Here is a 15,263-nt window from a genome sequence, read left to right on the forward strand (position 1 = left end):
GACCGAATACGAGCTATCCAAGTCCGCCGCCACCGAGCCCGCGTGAAATTCCACGGGCGGCCGCGACCAAGGCCGGCAGTAAAGGAGCCGGATCCTGCTCCACCGGAACAACTGTCGAGACTGCTGCGACGACATTGCCACCGGCTTCGCGGACCGGAGCGGCGACGGCAAGGGTTCCGACGTTCAGATACTCACGGCAGACGACAAACCCGGTGCGTCTGATCTCGTCGAGAGTTGCTCGCAAAATCCGCTCGGACGTAATGGTTTTGGGAGTGAACGACTCGAGACCGGCCTGGAGGACGTCGTCGAGAAGCTCGGTTCCGCCGTGCGCGAGGAGAATCAATCCACCGCTGGACGCGTGCAACGGCAATCTTCCCCCGGCCCGACCGACAACGGTGACAGCACTACGCGAGGACAAGCGCTCGAGGTACAGCGCCTCGGTACCCTCACGAACGACCAACTGCACATTCTCCCGGGTGACCTCGTACAGGTCCTCGAGGAACGGCAACGCCACCTGCCGCAGGCCGTGAGCGCCGGGAGCAAGAGCGCCGATCTCCCACAACCGCACTCCGACCTGGTACTTGCCGTCACTCCGACGCTCGAGTGCGCCCTCAGCCACCAACTGCCCACACAGCCGATGAACGGTGGGCAGAGGTAAACCGCTGCGACGACTGATCTCCGACTGCGTCAACCGCGGCGATTTCGCGTCGAAGGCACCGAGCACGATAAATGCCCGGCCGATCAACGAACGGTCGCCTGATGCCATTCACACAGTGTGACAGGGCAGTGCCACTAAGAATCCACTGTGACTGGCATCAGGCGAAACGTGTTCAGGCGGTGCGGAGCTACGCGGAGTGCGCCAATTCCGGTTCGCGTTCGGTCACCGGCGGCGCGGCCTCGATCTTCATCGGTTCCTGCGCGTAGTGGAAGTGCGGACGACGGTGACCGATGAACGAACCGAACCACGACATCACAGCGACGTACCGGTTGCGGAAGCCCACCAGATACATCACGTGCACGGCCAGCCACATGAACCAGGCGATCGTGCCCTTGAACTCGACCTTGCGGACGCGACATACAGCGCTGAATCGGCTGATGATCGACATGCTGCCCTTGTCGAAGTACTTGAAAGGCGTTCCGGCCTTGACCTTTCCGTTCACAGTCTTCGCTGCGTGACGGCCACCCTGCATTGCAACGGGCGACTGACCGGGCAGACCGTTGAGCGAAGTCATGTCGCCGATGGCAAAGACGTTGGCGAACCCGCCGACGGTCAAGTCCGGATTGATGAGCAGACGACCTGCGCGGTCACTCTCACAACCGGTTGCCTCGCCGAGCACTGCGGCGAAGTCGTTGGCGCGTACACCGGCCGACCAGATGACGGTCTCGGCGTCGATGCGCTTCTCTTCCTTGGTCTTTGCCGAAGAGACGGTGACACCGTGCTCGTCGATGGCGGTGACCATGGTGTTGAGGACTACCTCGACACCCGACTTCTCGAGCGAGGCCTGCGTGTACTCACTGAGCTTGCCGCCGAAGGCCGGAAGCGCAACGCCGGCGCCCTCGACCATGGTGACCGTGACCTCGTCGGCACTGATGTTGTTGATGGCCTTCGCAAAGTAGCGACGCGCCAGTTCCTTGATCTGTCCGGCGAGCTCGACGCCGGTCGCGCCGGCACCCACGACAACGAAGCTCAGCAGGTTACGGCGAACCAGCGCGTCGTTGGTGGTGTGCGCTTCCTCGAAGCAACGCAGGATCTGCTTACGCAGTACCTCGGCGTCCTCGACTGTCTTGAGCTTGTAGGTGACCTTTTCGAACTCGTCATGACCGAAGTACGCCTGCGTGGCACCGGTGGCTGCGATGAGCGAGCGGTACCCGAGCGTGTGGCGGGTGCCCGAGGCTTCGTAGACGACGGTGTTCTCTTCGGCGTTGACCTCGACGACGCGGCCGAGGCGGACGTCGGCGTTGGGGTACTTCTGCAGGATCGTGCGGATGGGCGGAGCAACTTCGCCGGCCGACAGGACACCCGTCGCCACCTGGTAGAGCAACGGCTGGAAGAGGTGCTCGGTGGTGGCGGAGATGAGAACGAACGGCGTCTTGGACTTCGCGAGGGTCTTGGCCGCGGCGAGGGCTCCGAATCCCGAACCGACGATCACAACCTGAGTCTTCTCGTGTCCAGTCGCGTCGATGTCGGCGCGACCCGCAGCTGTTCTATCCACAACGAACTCCTCAACCAAATTGAAAGTATGACTATTACGGTATGGACTGATCATGGGTCGGGTCCAGCTAGCTGGAGTATTCGCAAGACTGTTATCTCGATTGCTCATAAGTAAGCTGTCCTCATGGACTTCCGCCAACTCAAGTACTTTCTCGTCGTGAGCGAGGAACTGAGCTTCAGTCGCGCTGCCGAACGCTGCTTCATCTCGCAGTCGGCGATCAGCCATCAGGTCGCACGACTGGAGAAGGAGCTCGGGGCGACACTCTTCGAGCGCTCGACCCGGGCGGTTCGCCTGGCCCCGGCAGGATCGCGACTGGTGCCCATCGCGCAGCAAGTCCTCAGTCTCGAAACGATGGCGTACTCCGTCGCACGAGACCCGAGAGCCCGGATCCGAATCACCGGAAACATGAGCTTTGCCGCTCAGACGCTGGACGCCATCGCACACGTGCGCGAACTTCATCCGGACCTGGACGTCGAGTTCGTCATCAAGAGCTTTGCCCACCGCATGGATGCTGTGGCCTCCGGTGACGCGGACATCGCCCTGATTCGCGGCGGCGTCGACCGCCCCGGACTCGAACCCTTGGACCTCGGCGTCGAAGATCTGCTGGTCGTCATGTCGAGTCGGCACCCCCTAGCCGGCCAGCAAAGCGTCGACCTCAATGATCTGGCCGCATATCCCCTGCTCCTGCCGCCGCGCCAAAGTCAGGTGCTCATTCACAAGGTGGTCGAGGACGCATTCCGCGAGATCGATCGACGCGTCCAACTGGGCCCCGCAATTCCGAGCGATCACACAGCCACGCTGGACGTGATCACCAACCCGCGCGCCTGGACCCTGCTCTATTCGATCACCGCAGGCGAATCTCCACGCGCTGGAATCAGCTTCATGCGAGAATCGCACGGCCGCTTGCGCATTCCTGTCTCGGGTGTGACCCGCAGCGGCGCTACCCACTCCACCGAGTTCGCCGATCTGATCCAAGCACTCAAGGACGCCATGAATCCGTCTTTCACTGAGTGAAAGTGCGATGGCGATCGACCCCCCCACAGAGCAACGTGGTGGGCAACCATGTGATGCGGCGCGCGGTTGCATCCCTTTACCGAGGAGCGGCCATGACGCGTTTGCTGAGCGAACCTGTGTGGGAATCGAAGATCTTCGACGGCGAATGGGTTCGCGGTAGCGCCGACGATCGTATTGTCGTCGAGCCGGCCACCGGCAAGCAGTTGACGACGGTCGGCATGGCAACACCCGACGACGTGGCGGCCGCTGCAACAAAAGCTACTGCAGCTCAGAAGAATTGGGCGGCAAGGCCATACACTGAACGAGCCGCCGTTCTACGCCGCGCCGGTCAACTGTTCGAGCAGTACGCCGACGAAATCGGCGAATGGGTAATCCGCGAGGCCGGCAGCATCCCGGCCAAGGCCGGGCTGGAAACCCATACCGCTGCCGAAGAGTGCTACAACGCAGCAGCTTTGGCCGCACACCCTGTCGGCGAGGTTCTGCGCTCGGAGCAACCTCGGCTGAGCTTCTCTCGTCGCGTACCCGTCGGAACCGTCGGCGTCATCGCGCCGTTCAACTTCCCCATCATTTTGTCGATCCGTGCAGTCGCTCCCGCACTGGCGCTGGGCAATTCGGTGATCCTCAAGCCTGACCCGCGCACGGCGATCTGCGGCGGTGTGGTTCTCGCTCGCATCTTCGAAGAAGCAGGCTTGCCCGCCGGAGTGTTCAGCATGCTGCCGGGCGGCGCTGACGCCGGTGAGGCAATCGTGGTTCATCCGAGCGTTCGCGTCATCGCATTCACCGGGTCGACCCGAGCTGGACGCGCGGTCGGCGAACTGGCGGGCCGCTATCTCAAGCGCGCTCATCTTGAACTCGGCGGCAACAATGCGCTGATCGTCATGGATGACGTCGACCTCGAAAAGGCCGCATCTGTCGGCGCTTTCGGATCGTTCATGCACCAGGGACAGATCTGCATGACCACCGGCCGCCAACTGGTCCACGAAAGTATCGCCGCCGACTACACCGCACTCCTTGCCGAACACGCCGACAAGCTTCCGGTAGGCGACCCGTTCACCGGTCAGGTCGCACTCGGACCCATCATCGACGCCAAACAACGCGACCACATCCACTCTCTGGTCAACGGAAGCATCGCGGCCGGAGCAAAACTGGCTGCCGGCGGCACCTACGAGGATCTCTTCTACCGGCCCACCGTGCTAGCCGACACCCCACTCACCGCGCCGGCCTTCGCCGACGAGGTCTTCGGGCCGGTCGCACCGGTGACCTCCTTCGCCACCGTCGAACAAGCCGTCGCCATAGCCAACGATTCCGAGTACGGATTGTCGCTGGGCATTCTGGCCTCCGACGCCATGCGCGGACTCGAACTCGCCCAACAGATTCCCACCGGCCTGGTACACATCAACGATCAGACGGTCGGCGACGAAGCCGTCATCCCGTTCGGCGGCATGGCGTCTTCGGGTAACGGCGGCCGTGTCGGCGGTATCGGTGCAAACCTCGATGCCTTCACGGAAACACAATGGGTGACGGCGCAAAGTGCACTCCCGGTATACCCCTTCTAGAACGAATTCACAGGGCACGTCCCACTCGGTCGCTGACCAGCATTGACGGGATCGATCTCGCGGACTTACCATCCAGAGAAAATTACTTCGCCACATTAAGCATTTTCTCTTGTTGTTCCCGAGAAGGACCCGTTGACGAACACAGTTACGACGAGCAGTGCCGCGAGCCCCAGCGCCACGCCAACTGCCACCGATTCCCCGGACCAGTCCGTAGCAAGATCGCCGCGCCGGGAGGCCGTGATCATCGGCGCTTTGAGCCTGGCAGCGATGATCGTCTCGATGATGCAGACGCTGCCGGTTCCGATCCTGGGACGGATTCAGTCCGACCTCGGAGCCTCGTCCGCCGGCGTCAGTTGGGTGACGACGGCGACCCTGCTTTCCGCTGCCGTCTTCACTCCCCTGCTGGGACGCTACGGCGATCAGCACGGCAAGAAGCGCACCTTGGTCGGCGTCCTCGTCGTCATGGTGATCGGTTCGATTGTCGCAGCATTGGCACACAATCTGCCACTGCTGATCCTCGGCCGTGTACTCCAGGGAACAGCCACCGCGATCTTCCCTCTCGCACTCTCGGTCTTGCGCGAAGAGATACGACCACAGAAGCTTCCCGGCGCCATGGCCCTGGTCAGCGGAACTCTCGCGTTCGGCAGCGGTCTCGCCCTCGTGGCCACCGGTCTGCTCACATCGGCTCCGGATGCCGACTACCGCAACGCCTTCTGGATGGCCACCGGATTCGCAGTGCTGGCCTTGATTGCCGTCGCCACGCTGGTCCCGCCCACCACGCACAAAAGCGGTGGGCGCGTGGACCTCATCGGTGCGCTGAGTCTGGGCGCGGCACTACTTCTGCTTCTTCTGGCGATTTCTCAAGGCCACCAATGGGGGTGGTTGTCGCCCTTGACCGTCGGTGTTTTTGTGGCCTCGATCGTGATGTTCGCAGTCTGGGTGTGGATCGAGAAGATCGTCGACGAGCCGCTTGTCGACATGCGGATGTTCGTCCACCGCCCGGTGATGATGGCAAATCTTGCCGGCGTCGTGGTGGGCTTCGGCATGTTCGCGAACTTCCTCGGGATCTCGTATCTCGCACAACTTCCCCGCGATCTCACCGGATACGGCTTCGACGCGAGCATTCTGCGTGCGTCGGTCGAATTCCTGCTGCCTGGCGCGATAGTTTCGCTGATCGCCGCCCCGATCGGCGGTCGTCTCATCAGACTCCGTGGGCCGCGATTCGTTCTGGGACTCACTGCGATCCTGGGCGCGGTGCCGTTTGCGTGGCTCGCGTTCGACCACACGCACACCGCGTCGGTCATCGGTGCGGGCATGGTGATCGGCGCCGCCCTCAGCCTCGGCTATGCAGCCATGCCCGCCATCATCATGTCCAACGTCCCGCATCATCAGAGCGGCATCGCCAACGGCATCAACTCGATCTCACGTTCCACCGGCAGCGCCATCGGCAGCGCAGTAGTGACAACGATTCTGGCGTCGATGACAATCGCGAACCTCCCCGAAGGGGTTCCGGCGATGCCAAGCGAATCTGCCTTCACCGTCACGTTCGCGACCGCGGGCGTAGCCTTCGTTCTGGTGGGACTGGTGGGGTGGCTGGGGCTGCGACCGGCGCACTCCCCGTCCGCTTCCGAACAACCTCCCGCTGCGTGAGATCGGTAGTACCGCAGAGACTTAGACGGACCGTAGCCTGCGCACATGGCAGGTGAGACTCTCTACGTGATCGACCGGATCGTCACGAATCCCGGATGCGGGCAGAAGTTCGTCGACGAATGGCGTGCCGGCTACCTGCCGAACGCCCGGCGACGCAGCCTTACCCTCGACAACATACTTGTCAGTCCGCCGTTGTGGTCCGAGTACGAACCGAACGTCGTCACTATCACGTGGACCGTCGACGGAGCCTCCGGTTGGTGGGCAATGACTCGTCTGAGTCGCGGCGACACCACGCTTCGGCAGTGGTGGGATGCCATGGAACCACTCATCTGCGAACGTAGCCGCACCATGGCTGCTGCTGCCGACGACGTCGAGGCACTGGCCGATGTATAACGTCACGAGGGTTGTTTTTGCTGCCGACAGCACGGACTCGGACGGCTGGGCGAATGCGGTGAACACCATTGCGGCAGTGGCAGAATCGTCGGGCGCAGTTCGCCATCTCGTCACCGCTACTCTGCCCGGCGCCATCAACGGCGGAGATCTGACCGTTTATCTTCAGTTCGCGAATGAAGCCGCGTGGCGAGCCGTTAGCGATTCCGTCGACGCAGAACTTCACCACGATGCCATCGAACGCTTTCACGGCGCCGAGTACGTTTCCGGAACCGAGGGTCGCTCGCGCGCCACGGGCCCGAACGGGGTGTACCGAGCGCTGCTGATTCGCGTTGAACCCACTACCTCCGAGGACGAAATCGAACAGTTCGAAAGTGACCTGCTGAAGATGCCCGGGCATATCTCCTCGATCGCTGCCTGGCGACTCAGTCGGGTGAGTGCGGCGACCGGCGCAACACCTGCATGTGACGAAGCACCGTGGACCCATGTGTGGGAGCAGGAGTTCACCGACCTCGAATCACTGCAGACCCAATACCTCGATCATCCGATCCACTGGGGCGTCGTTGATCGATGGTTCGATCCCGAATGCACCGAAGTCATTGTGCGGGAAAGAATCTGCCATACCTTCGGTGAACTGGGCGACGAGATCCTATCGAGCGGCGGCTGATACCTCGCGGATCATCGCCCAAACTTTCTGGCGTGCCGGCTCTGTGAGCGACAATGACGGAATAGTGAGGAACCCGTGAAACAACCCGTCGAAGCGATGATGCTGCACGGGGACGCCGGCCGAGGCAAGCAGTTTCGCGTACTCGTCACCGGACGAGCACGGCGGATCCAGCTCGGCTGTCACGACAACAGCCGCGGGAAGATCGGCGAACGACTCTGTCCGAGTGGGTATCACCCGCACGTCATCTCGGCGTTCGGGAGCATATTGGTCCCAGTACCACTTCATGGCCGTGGTCGTGTTGTAGTGGTCGGTACCATAGAGACGGTAGGACTCGGTGTCGAAATCGTCGTCGATCACCGGATAGATGAGAACCTGCGCCGCAACCGCCGGCCCCCCACGATCGCGGGCGGCGATGGCAACTGTCGCAGCAAGATTGCCGCCCGCGCTGTCGCCGGCAAGGACTATCTTGCTCGGGTCTGCGCCGTACTGTGCCGCGTGTTTCGCCGCCCACTCCAATGCGGCGTAGACGTCGTCGTGTGCTGCCGGCGCGGGGTGCTCAGGGGCCAGACGATAATCGACGGAGACGACGACGGCGCCAACCCCTTCTGCCATGGACCGGCAGAATTCGTCATGGCTGTCCAGGTCACAGAACACGAAGCCTCCGCCATGAGCGAAGACGACCAGCGGTATGGCGTCGGAGGAAGTGTGCGGGCGGTAGACACGGATCGCCAGATCTCCACCGGGGCCCTCGATTGCGAGATCTTCGACCGTACGCAAATCGGGAAGCCGCTCCAACGGGGCGCGTCGATTCCGAAGCAGAGCACGTAACTCCGACGGCTCGAAGCTGGTGACATCCGGAAATGCGGCGTTGAGCGTGGCCAGCATGGTGATGACTTCCGCGTGAATTGTCATGTGCACTCCTGATCTCGGACGTCGGCATCCGCCAAGGTAGATCGCGCGCGGCCGAGTGAGAACACACCTTCCCGATCAGTGGTCTGTTTGGTCGCGAGAAGCGGTGAGAAACAGAAAGGGAGACCACACCTCGTTGTGTGGTCTCCCTTTTCGATTCGGTTCAGCCGATCAGGTGTCAGCTCCTACTGCGAGCATCCACCTTGTCGTCATCGTCGTCGTGCTCGCCGGCAGCAAGTGCGATGTCGGAAGACTCGACGCCCCCATTCGGGCCTGTCTTCTCGAGGTCGACCGGTGCCTCACCGGACGCAACCTCTTCGGCCTCAGGCTCTTGCGGTAGCGGTTTCTTGAGGCTCAGGATGATCGAGCCTGCCAAGACCACGATGATCACCGCGAGGCTGACCAGCGAGGGGATCTCGGGGATCGACGTGCTGATCACCTTGTGGCTGGCCTGCATGATCAGCTTCACGCCGATGAAGGCGAGGATGATCGACAGACCCTTGGAGAGGTAGTGGAACTTCTCGAGCAGACCCGAGAGCAGGAAGTACAGGGCACGCAGACCCAGGATCGCAAACGCGTTACTGGAGTACACGATGAACGGGTCGTCGCTCACTGCCAGGACTGCCGGGACGCTGTCGACTGCGAACACGAGGTCGGCGGCTTCGATGGCGACGACGACGGCGAACAGCGGTGTTGCGACGCGCTTTCCGGCTTCCTTGACGAAGAACTTGGTTCCCGCGTATTCCTCGCGAACCGGCATGATCTTGCGCAGCAGGCGAACTGCCAGCGACGTACCCGGATCGAAGCTCTCGTCGTCGTCCTTGAGCAGCTTGTAAGCGCTGTAGAGCAGGATGGCGGCGAAGACGAACAGGACGGCCGTGAACTTGCTGACCACGGCAACGCCGGCAGCGAGGAAGATTCCGCGGAAGATCAGGGCGCCGATGACACCGAAGAACAGCACACGGTGCTGGTACTCACGGGGCACCTTGAAGTAACCGAAGATCAGGGCGAACACGAAGAGGTTGTCGACCGAGAGGCTCTTCTCCAACAGCCAGGCTGTTGTGAATTCGACGCCCGAGTTCACCCCCAAGGTCAGGGTGACAACCACCGCGAACACGAGAGACAAACCGACCCAGAGTGCACTCCACCAGGCCGCTTCCTTGAAGCCGATGACATGCGCGCCGCGGTGGGCGAGCAAGTCGATGAGCAACATGACGACGATGACTGCGGCGAACGCGGCCCACGCCCACATGGGAACGTTCATCGCTGACCACCTACCCGAATGGCACTGATGACTGCGGTCACGGGGAGCTCCTTCACTGGGTTCGGACGGCCGTCTCGCCGTCTTCTCCAGTGTTCCTTGCCGACTTCTATCCATCCCTGTCGAAATATCGACGACTTTTGTATCTAAAGTTGCCGAGATCATGCAATCTAAAGGTGTTGCATCCGAAACCGCCGTTGGAAGGCAACTTGTTCTAGCCTGGCAAACATGAGCACCTCGTTGTACTACTCCGCCGTCCGCTCCACACCGCTGACCGACGACGAGAAGGCCGAAGTCGACCGACTCATCGCCGTCCACAACGACGAATTTCCGTTCGACTACGAGGTCCTGGACCTCTACCCGTCGGATATCCCCAACACTCTGCTCAACGGCTCGACCAAGATCTCGAGCGATCCGACCGAGGTGATTCCGTCACTCGTCTACTGGTTCAACGCCCTGACCGAACTCCGGCGAGCGGTGCCCGACGCCGACTGGGACGTTTCACTCGACGACACCCCCGCAGATTGGGATGACAACTCCGGCTACTCGCTCCCCGGTCTCGATGACATGCAGTAGCGAATCACGGCGCCGGCGCGATGGTGGCTCCGTAGCTCTCCAGTGCGATGAGGGCCAACTCCGTCGGCAGCCGACGCTGGTCGACGCTGCGACCCAGTAGCTTTTCGGCCTGATCGAGTCGATACCGCACGGTGTTCTTGTGCAGGCCGAGGGCTGCGGCAGTAGCGGCCGCGGTGCCGTTGTTCTCGTAGTAGACCCGGACGGTGTCACGGATGCGCGTCGTGACGCCGTCCGCGCCGGCCAAGCCTTTCAGTTCCCGAGCCACCAACTCACGCAGTTCGCCCAGATCTTCGGTGAGCAGACAGGGAACCTGAACATCCTCGTAGACGGTGATACCCGGCGAGCCCCCGGAACGGACCGCCACGCGCTGCGCGGCGAGCGCCTCGCGATGACTGCGAGCGAATCCTTCCATTCCGTAACCGCTCGCTCCCACTGCAACGCGAAGATCCGAATGCCGGGCATCAACATGTGACGCCCACTCCTGGCCGTCGAAATGCGCGACCCACGACCACAGCTCACGCGCGCCCGAAGGCAAAGTCAGAACACGCTCGCCATTGGACTCGTCCACAAAAGTACGGGCGTACGAGTCCAACCGCGCCAATACGTCTGCAGCCGGGTCGGTGTCGTCCGTCCAGAGAACAAACGCCGTGTGGTGGCGCCGCATCGGATAGTCCAGGATCCGGGACGCTTCGTCGGAGTGAAGGGCTTCGCCCGCGACAATCGCGTGCACCGTCTCGGACCGACGCGCAAAAGCGCCGCGCGCCAAGCTCTCCCGCTCCTTCGCGTACGTCGCGACCAACAATTCGGTGGTCACTTCCAGCCATCTCATCGCCGAACCCCACACTCGAACCAGAAGTGCGCGTTTGAGTTCCGGACCTATCGGGAGTGCTTCTATCGACTCGTCGACGAAGCCCAGCATCGCGAGGCGTCCGGCGCCGTAGATTTTGAGCAGGACCCGAAGATCCATACCGCGCCGAGCGACGGTGAGTGCAAGCGCAACCGACTCCGCCGGCGGCGTGACCTCCTGGGAACCGCCCGCGATCGCCGCCACGATGACGCGGAGTTGCGCCGCGGTGCTCGCATCCACATCGCGTCGTAGCTCCCGATCAGCCGCCACCTCGGGATTGGCCTCGGCAATGGCGTCGTCGATGCGTTGGACGAAACCGTCGATCACCTCCGGCTGGAGATAGATGGGTGCGAGATTCGCAATCCAACCGTCCAACTCCGATGTGTCCATGACGCCTCCCCGAATTGTGACTTAGTCATAAATCTATCGCCTTGGTTCGGCCAACAAGCCCTATCTACCCAACTTCAACTGGTCCACAATCACATCTCACTGCAGTTTCACGTCGCTGCAGATTTACGTCACTGCAATCCCATCCCTCTAGTTTTTGGAGACGCTCGCGATATGAACAAGCCTTTCGACGGTCAGGTAGTGGTCATCACCGGTGGCGCCAGGGGCATCGGATACGCCACCGCGAAACGGCTCATCAGCCTCGGCGCGAGGGTCGCGATCGGCGACATCGACGAAGCCACTCTCGCGCAGGCTGCAAAAGATTTGGGCATCCGTACGTTCGGGCGTCTCGACGTCACCGACCCCGCGTCGTTCTTCGACTTCCTCGACACCGTCGAAGGTGAACTCGGCCCGATCGACGTACTGGTCAACAATGCGGGCATCATGCCGGTCGGACGGATCGTCGACGAGGACGACACCGTGACCAGACGCATCATCGAGATCGACGTCCTCGGCGTGATCACGGGAACCAAACTCGCACTGCGACGGATGCTTCCACGTGGACGTGGACACGTCATCAACATCGCTTCGCTTGCCGGCGAACTCCCGTGCCCCGGTCTGTCGACGTACTGCGGCGCCAAGCATGCGGTGTTGGGCTTCACCGATTCTGTCCGCAAGGAAGTTCGTGGCACCGGAGTGAACGTCTCGTCCGTACTGCCGACGCTCACCAACACCCAACTCACTTCCGGGACTTCGGGAATGAAGGGTTTCCGTCAGGTTCAGCCAGAGGAAATCGCCGAAGCAATCGTCGGCTTGATCACCAAACCTCGACCACGCGTGCGCATTACGCGAGTGTCCGGACTGCTTGTCCAGGCACAGGGTTTCGTACCCCGACGGCCTTACGAGGCATTGAGCCGACTGTTCGGCGTCGAGACGCAGTTTCTCGGCGACGTGGACACCGCGGCCCGTGCTGCATACGAGGAACGGGCGCGCACCAGCTGATCAGGCCAGCTCCGTGGCCGGCCAGTCGAGCAACTTCGCGCCCAACACGGCAGCGTGGAGCGCGAAGCTGTCGTTGGGGTCGTTGACGTTCTGGCCGGTGAGTTCACGGATACGGTCCAAGCGGTACGTGACCGCCCGGACCGACAAATGCAGGTCTCGGGCGGTCTTTGCCGTATTGCCGCCGGCGGAGAAGTACGCGAGCAGGGTGTCGATCATCGGCCCAGCGCCGCCACGCGCCTCGAGCAGCGGCGTGAGCAGGGTGTGGATCAGGTCGGTGACCGCCGGCCTGTCGTTGACCAGAACGCGGTAGACCAGCAGGTCACGAGCATCGATGATCGGTGCGGTCAACGACAGGCGCTGCGCCAGGTCCAGTGCGTCGAGCGCCTCCCGGTACGACGCCACGACGCCCGAAGCAGTGGTGCGAGGGCGCCCGACACCGATCTGCCAGGTGCCGTCCAAAGCACGCCGCTGCAACTGAACTCGCCCGTCGTCATCGGTTCCCGGTCCGAGAGCCGACCGAATACCCGCCAGCACGTGGTCGACGGCATCACGGTCCGGCGCCGCGAAAACGACGACCAGTTTGCCGCTCTTGCTGGCAACCAGCGCGTCGGCGTCACCCTTGCTGCCGAGCACGGCACGTTCGACGGCCCGCACCAAGGGATTGTCGTCGGTGAACTCGCGCGTCGCGGTCACCACCGCGACGGCATGCGGACCGCTGAGATGGAGCCCGAATCCCGAAGCACGACCTAACAATCCGACGACATCGGCTCCACCGGTCAACAGGTCGTCGACGAACTCACGGCGTGCCGATACCTGCGAGCGGACCAGAGAACGCCTGGCCAACTGGAATCCTTCGGCCAGTTCGGCGACGGCATCGTCGACGGCGCGGAGCATGACTTCGCCGGCCGAGACGACGGCAGTCGGATCCGATTGTGCCGCAATAACAGCGGGGAGCTCACGCCACAGGCGCCAAGCCGAGGAGAGATAAAGATCGAGCAAGGCTCGCAGGGCAACACCCTGCTGCGCCGCTTCTTCACCACGGGCGCGGAAACGATGCAGCTGACGACGCTGCAGCGGCTTCCCCTCGCATACGGCGACACTGAGCACGTCCAGGAAATCACCCAGCAGTTCGACGGGTAGGCCACCGGCGTCGTCCGCCCCTGCCGCGGCTACCCGGGAAAGCACTTCTGTGGGTACTCCGGTTGCGTTCACCCCCCGCATTCTTCCACCACGTTCCGAAGGCGGGGGGACTGTCGTACCGGAACCGCTAGTCTTCGCCGACCAGGATGTGCGCGTAACTCACTCCGCCGGCTCCGATCATCTGCGCGAATCCGATCCGCGCACCGTCGTGCTGACGGACCCCGGACTGCCCACGAATCTGCTGAGTGATCTCGACGAACTGGGACAGGCCGGTCGCTCCACCGGGATGCCCACGGCCGATCAGTCCACCGCTGGGGCTGACCGCGACACGGCCTCCGATGTGGAAATCGCCGTCTGCCATCGCGAACGACGCCTTCCCTTCCGCCGCCAACCCGAGATCCTCGATGTACTGCAGTTCTTCGACGCTGAAAGCCTCGTGAACCTCTACGACGTCGACGTTGTCGGGGCGAATGTCGGCTTGCTCGTAGGCACGGGCGGAGACCCGCTTGGTCACACCGAGATCAGGCATGAACGCGGCAGCCCCGTGCCACTTGTCCGTCTCCGCTACGGCGGCAGCCACTCGGACGGCCCGACTGGCGTTCGCGAGTTTTCTGCTGGTGATGACGACTGCCGCTGCGCCGTCACCGATCGGGCAGGATTCGACGCGCCGGAGCGGATCCACCAGCGTCGGTGCAGCTTTCAACTCGTCCATCGTCAATGCTTTGTTACGCTGCGCCATGGGGTTTCGGCTTGCATTGAAGAGGTTCTTCTCCACCACCAGGAGGCTGGCGTCGGCCGATTCGCCGTGTCGATGCATGCGGGCCTGCTTCATCAACGCAAACGGAACAGCAGGAACTGCCATGCCGGATACAGAAATCAAGTCCGGTTCACGTTCCCCTTCGGCAGCGCGGCTCATCAAGAGAGCACCGAGGCTTCCGACTCCGACCACCGCGGCAGTTTCCACCTGCCCCGATGCCACAGCAGCGCGGGCCTGCTCGAAAGCCGCTGTGCCGGTAGCTGATGCGTTCTCTACCGCAACAGCAGGAATCCCGGTCCACGCCATTTCGTGCAGAACCAGCGGAGCGGTCGACATTCCGGTACCGACGGCACCGACCACGAGCAGGCCGACTTCAGCCCAGTCCAGTCCGGAATCCCCGAGGGCCGCGTTCAACGCCTGTCCACCCTGAACATGTGGCGGTGTCGTCGTTTTGGAAACGAACGGCGTCATTCCGACGCCCGAGATGTATACCTCACGCATCGCGCGCCTCCTTTTCGAAACCGTATGTCGTGAACAGTGAGTCTTCCGTGCCCGCACTCCGGGGAACAACGGAAACCACATCGCCGATTCGAACGGGATCGGCACTGACTCCCAGAATTTCGATGTCGGCGTCACCGATACGCACCTGCGCGATGGTCACGGGAGGTTGCGCTCCGGCAATCGGAAATGCTGCAGTGCAATGCGATAAGACGGTACCGGACTCGGCCAGTTCGATCTGGGTCGCCGGGGCGTAGCACTTGGCGCAACGCTCACGGCAAGGGAAGCTGATGTTCTCGCACCGACTGCACTGCGAAGCCAGCAGTCTGATGCTCGTGCCTTCACATCGCAGGGCGGCATCGTCGAATGAAGGGTGCATTATTCGTCAGTCCTGTT

15 protein-coding genes are annotated in these 15,263 nt (G+C 62.5%); 7 read left to right on the forward strand and 8 right to left on the reverse strand.

Annotated features, from left to right (window positions below; translation table 11 throughout):
* Positions 1–13 precede the first annotated feature (13 nt).
* Entirely contained in the window at positions 14–766 is a 753-nt protein-coding gene (locus tag AC1Q61_RS05950; RefSeq protein WP_019745792.1) for an IclR family transcriptional regulator, read from the reverse strand.
* A 79-nt stretch (positions 767–845) separates the two neighbouring features.
* The gene (locus tag AC1Q61_RS05955) at positions 846–2,213 is read right to left on the reverse strand and encodes an NAD(P)/FAD-dependent oxidoreductase (protein WP_019745793.1); all 1,368 of its coding nucleotides are present in this window, start codon (positions 2,211–2,213) and stop codon (positions 846–848) included.
* A gap of 123 nt (positions 2,214–2,336) precedes the next feature.
* Between AC1Q61_RS05955 and AC1Q61_RS05960 the strand changes: the two genes are divergently transcribed.
* The 5 genes from AC1Q61_RS05960 (at position 2,337) to AC1Q61_RS05980 (ending at position 7,490) form a co-directional block, all read left to right on the forward strand.
* Positions 2,337–3,227 (forward strand): LysR family transcriptional regulator, encoded by an 891-nt coding sequence (locus AC1Q61_RS05960; protein ID WP_003943104.1) that lies wholly within the window; start codon positions 2,337–2,339, stop codon positions 3,225–3,227.
* 92 nt (positions 3,228–3,319) lie between these two features.
* Positions 3,320–4,783, forward strand: a complete 1,464-nt coding sequence (locus AC1Q61_RS05965) for a benzaldehyde dehydrogenase (protein WP_492651166.1) — start codon at positions 3,320–3,322, stop codon at positions 4,781–4,783.
* 132 nt (positions 4,784–4,915) lie between these two features.
* Complete coding sequence (locus tag AC1Q61_RS05970; RefSeq protein WP_020909510.1) at positions 4,916–6,433, forward strand: MFS transporter; 1,518 nt, start codon at positions 4,916–4,918, stop codon at positions 6,431–6,433.
* 45 nt (positions 6,434–6,478) lie between these two features.
* Entirely contained in the window at positions 6,479–6,826 is a 348-nt protein-coding gene (locus AC1Q61_RS05975; RefSeq protein WP_019745797.1) for a hypothetical protein, read from the forward strand.
* Positions 6,819–7,490, forward strand: a complete 672-nt coding sequence (locus AC1Q61_RS05980; protein WP_492651167.1) for a Dabb family protein — start codon at positions 6,819–6,821, stop codon at positions 7,488–7,490. Before AC1Q61_RS05975 ends, AC1Q61_RS05980 begins: the two co-directional genes overlap by 8 nt.
* Here the strand turns inward: AC1Q61_RS05980 and AC1Q61_RS05985 are convergent.
* Entirely contained in the window at positions 7,473–8,402 is a 930-nt protein-coding gene (locus AC1Q61_RS05985) for an alpha/beta hydrolase (protein WP_031330713.1), read from the reverse strand. The genes AC1Q61_RS05980 and AC1Q61_RS05985 overlap by 18 nt on opposite strands.
* Before the next feature lie 175 nt (positions 8,403–8,577).
* Complete coding sequence (locus AC1Q61_RS05990) at positions 8,578–9,663, reverse strand: TerC family protein (protein WP_141488222.1); 1,086 nt, start codon at positions 9,661–9,663, stop codon at positions 8,578–8,580.
* A gap of 225 nt (positions 9,664–9,888) precedes the next feature.
* Between AC1Q61_RS05990 and AC1Q61_RS05995 the strand changes: the two genes are divergently transcribed.
* Positions 9,889–10,236, forward strand: a complete 348-nt coding sequence (locus AC1Q61_RS05995; RefSeq protein ID WP_020909514.1) for a hypothetical protein — start codon at positions 9,889–9,891, stop codon at positions 10,234–10,236.
* A 4-nt stretch (positions 10,237–10,240) separates the two neighbouring features.
* Here AC1Q61_RS05995 and AC1Q61_RS06000 read toward each other — a convergent pair whose 3' ends face one another.
* A complete protein-coding gene (locus AC1Q61_RS06000; protein ID WP_492651168.1) occupies positions 10,241–11,473 on the reverse strand; it encodes a PucR family transcriptional regulator in 1,233 nt (410 codons plus the stop codon).
* 171 nt (positions 11,474–11,644) lie between these two features.
* On the opposite strand from AC1Q61_RS06000, the gene AC1Q61_RS06005 reads away from it, so the two are divergent.
* On the forward strand, positions 11,645–12,472 hold the full coding sequence (locus AC1Q61_RS06005) for an SDR family oxidoreductase (protein ID WP_046379494.1): 828 nt from the start codon (positions 11,645–11,647) through the stop codon (positions 12,470–12,472).
* Here the strand turns inward: AC1Q61_RS06005 and AC1Q61_RS06010 are convergent, their stop codons facing one another.
* From AC1Q61_RS06010 to AC1Q61_RS06020, 3 genes are read right to left on the reverse strand one after another with little or no spacing between them, the layout of a single operon-like run.
* Positions 12,473–13,684: a PucR family transcriptional regulator gene (locus tag AC1Q61_RS06010; protein ID WP_113682735.1), complete on the reverse strand. Its 1,212-nt coding sequence runs from the start codon at positions 13,682–13,684 to the stop codon at positions 12,473–12,475.
* Between the two features lie 55 nt (positions 13,685–13,739).
* Positions 13,740–14,870 carry a thiolase family protein gene (locus AC1Q61_RS06015; protein ID WP_492651169.1) on the reverse strand — a complete coding sequence of 377 codons (1,131 nt, stop codon included), beginning with the start codon at positions 14,868–14,870 and terminating at the stop codon, positions 13,740–13,742.
* The gene (locus AC1Q61_RS06020) at positions 14,863–15,246 is read right to left on the reverse strand and encodes a Zn-ribbon domain-containing OB-fold protein (RefSeq protein WP_416315918.1); all 384 of its coding nucleotides are present in this window, start codon (positions 15,244–15,246) and stop codon (positions 14,863–14,865) included. The genes AC1Q61_RS06015 and AC1Q61_RS06020 overlap by 8 nt, the downstream gene beginning before the upstream one ends.
* Positions 15,247–15,263 lie beyond the last annotated feature (17 nt).

It is taken from the genome of Rhodococcus sp. MPR-R1B, assembly GCF_058793255.1.

Excerpts from the sequence above, each read along its gene's own strand:
- AC1Q61_RS05950 (WP_019745792.1), bottom strand. The coding sequence starts at position 766 with ATGGCATCAGGCGACCGTTCGTTGATCGGCCGGGCATTTATCGTGCTC.
- AC1Q61_RS05960 (WP_003943104.1), top strand. The coding sequence starts at position 2,337 with ATGGACTTCCGCCAACTCAAGTACTTTCTCGTCGTGAGCGAGGAACTG.
- AC1Q61_RS05965 (WP_492651166.1), top strand. The coding sequence starts at position 3,320 with ATGACGCGTTTGCTGAGCGAACCTGTGTGGGAATCGAAGATCTTCGAC.
- AC1Q61_RS05975 (WP_019745797.1), top strand. The coding sequence starts at position 6,479 with ATGGCAGGTGAGACTCTCTACGTGATCGACCGGATCGTCACGAATCCC.
- AC1Q61_RS05980 (WP_492651167.1), top strand. The coding sequence starts at position 6,819 with ATGTATAACGTCACGAGGGTTGTTTTTGCTGCCGACAGCACGGACTCG.
- AC1Q61_RS05985 (WP_031330713.1), bottom strand. The coding sequence starts at position 8,402 with ATGACAATTCACGCGGAAGTCATCACCATGCTGGCCACGCTCAACGCC.
- AC1Q61_RS05990 (WP_141488222.1), bottom strand. The coding sequence starts at position 9,663 with ATGAACGTTCCCATGTGGGCGTGGGCCGCGTTCGCCGCAGTCATCGTC.
- AC1Q61_RS05995 (WP_020909514.1), top strand. The coding sequence starts at position 9,889 with ATGAGCACCTCGTTGTACTACTCCGCCGTCCGCTCCACACCGCTGACC.
- AC1Q61_RS06000 (WP_492651168.1), bottom strand. The coding sequence starts at position 11,473 with ATGGACACATCGGAGTTGGACGGTTGGATTGCGAATCTCGCACCCATC.
- AC1Q61_RS06005 (WP_046379494.1), top strand. The coding sequence starts at position 11,645 with ATGAACAAGCCTTTCGACGGTCAGGTAGTGGTCATCACCGGTGGCGCC.
- AC1Q61_RS06015 (WP_492651169.1), bottom strand. The coding sequence starts at position 14,870 with ATGCGTGAGGTATACATCTCGGGCGTCGGAATGACGCCGTTCGTTTCC.
- AC1Q61_RS06020 (WP_416315918.1), bottom strand. The coding sequence starts at position 15,246 with ATGCACCCTTCATTCGACGATGCCGCCCTGCGATGTGAAGGCACGAGC.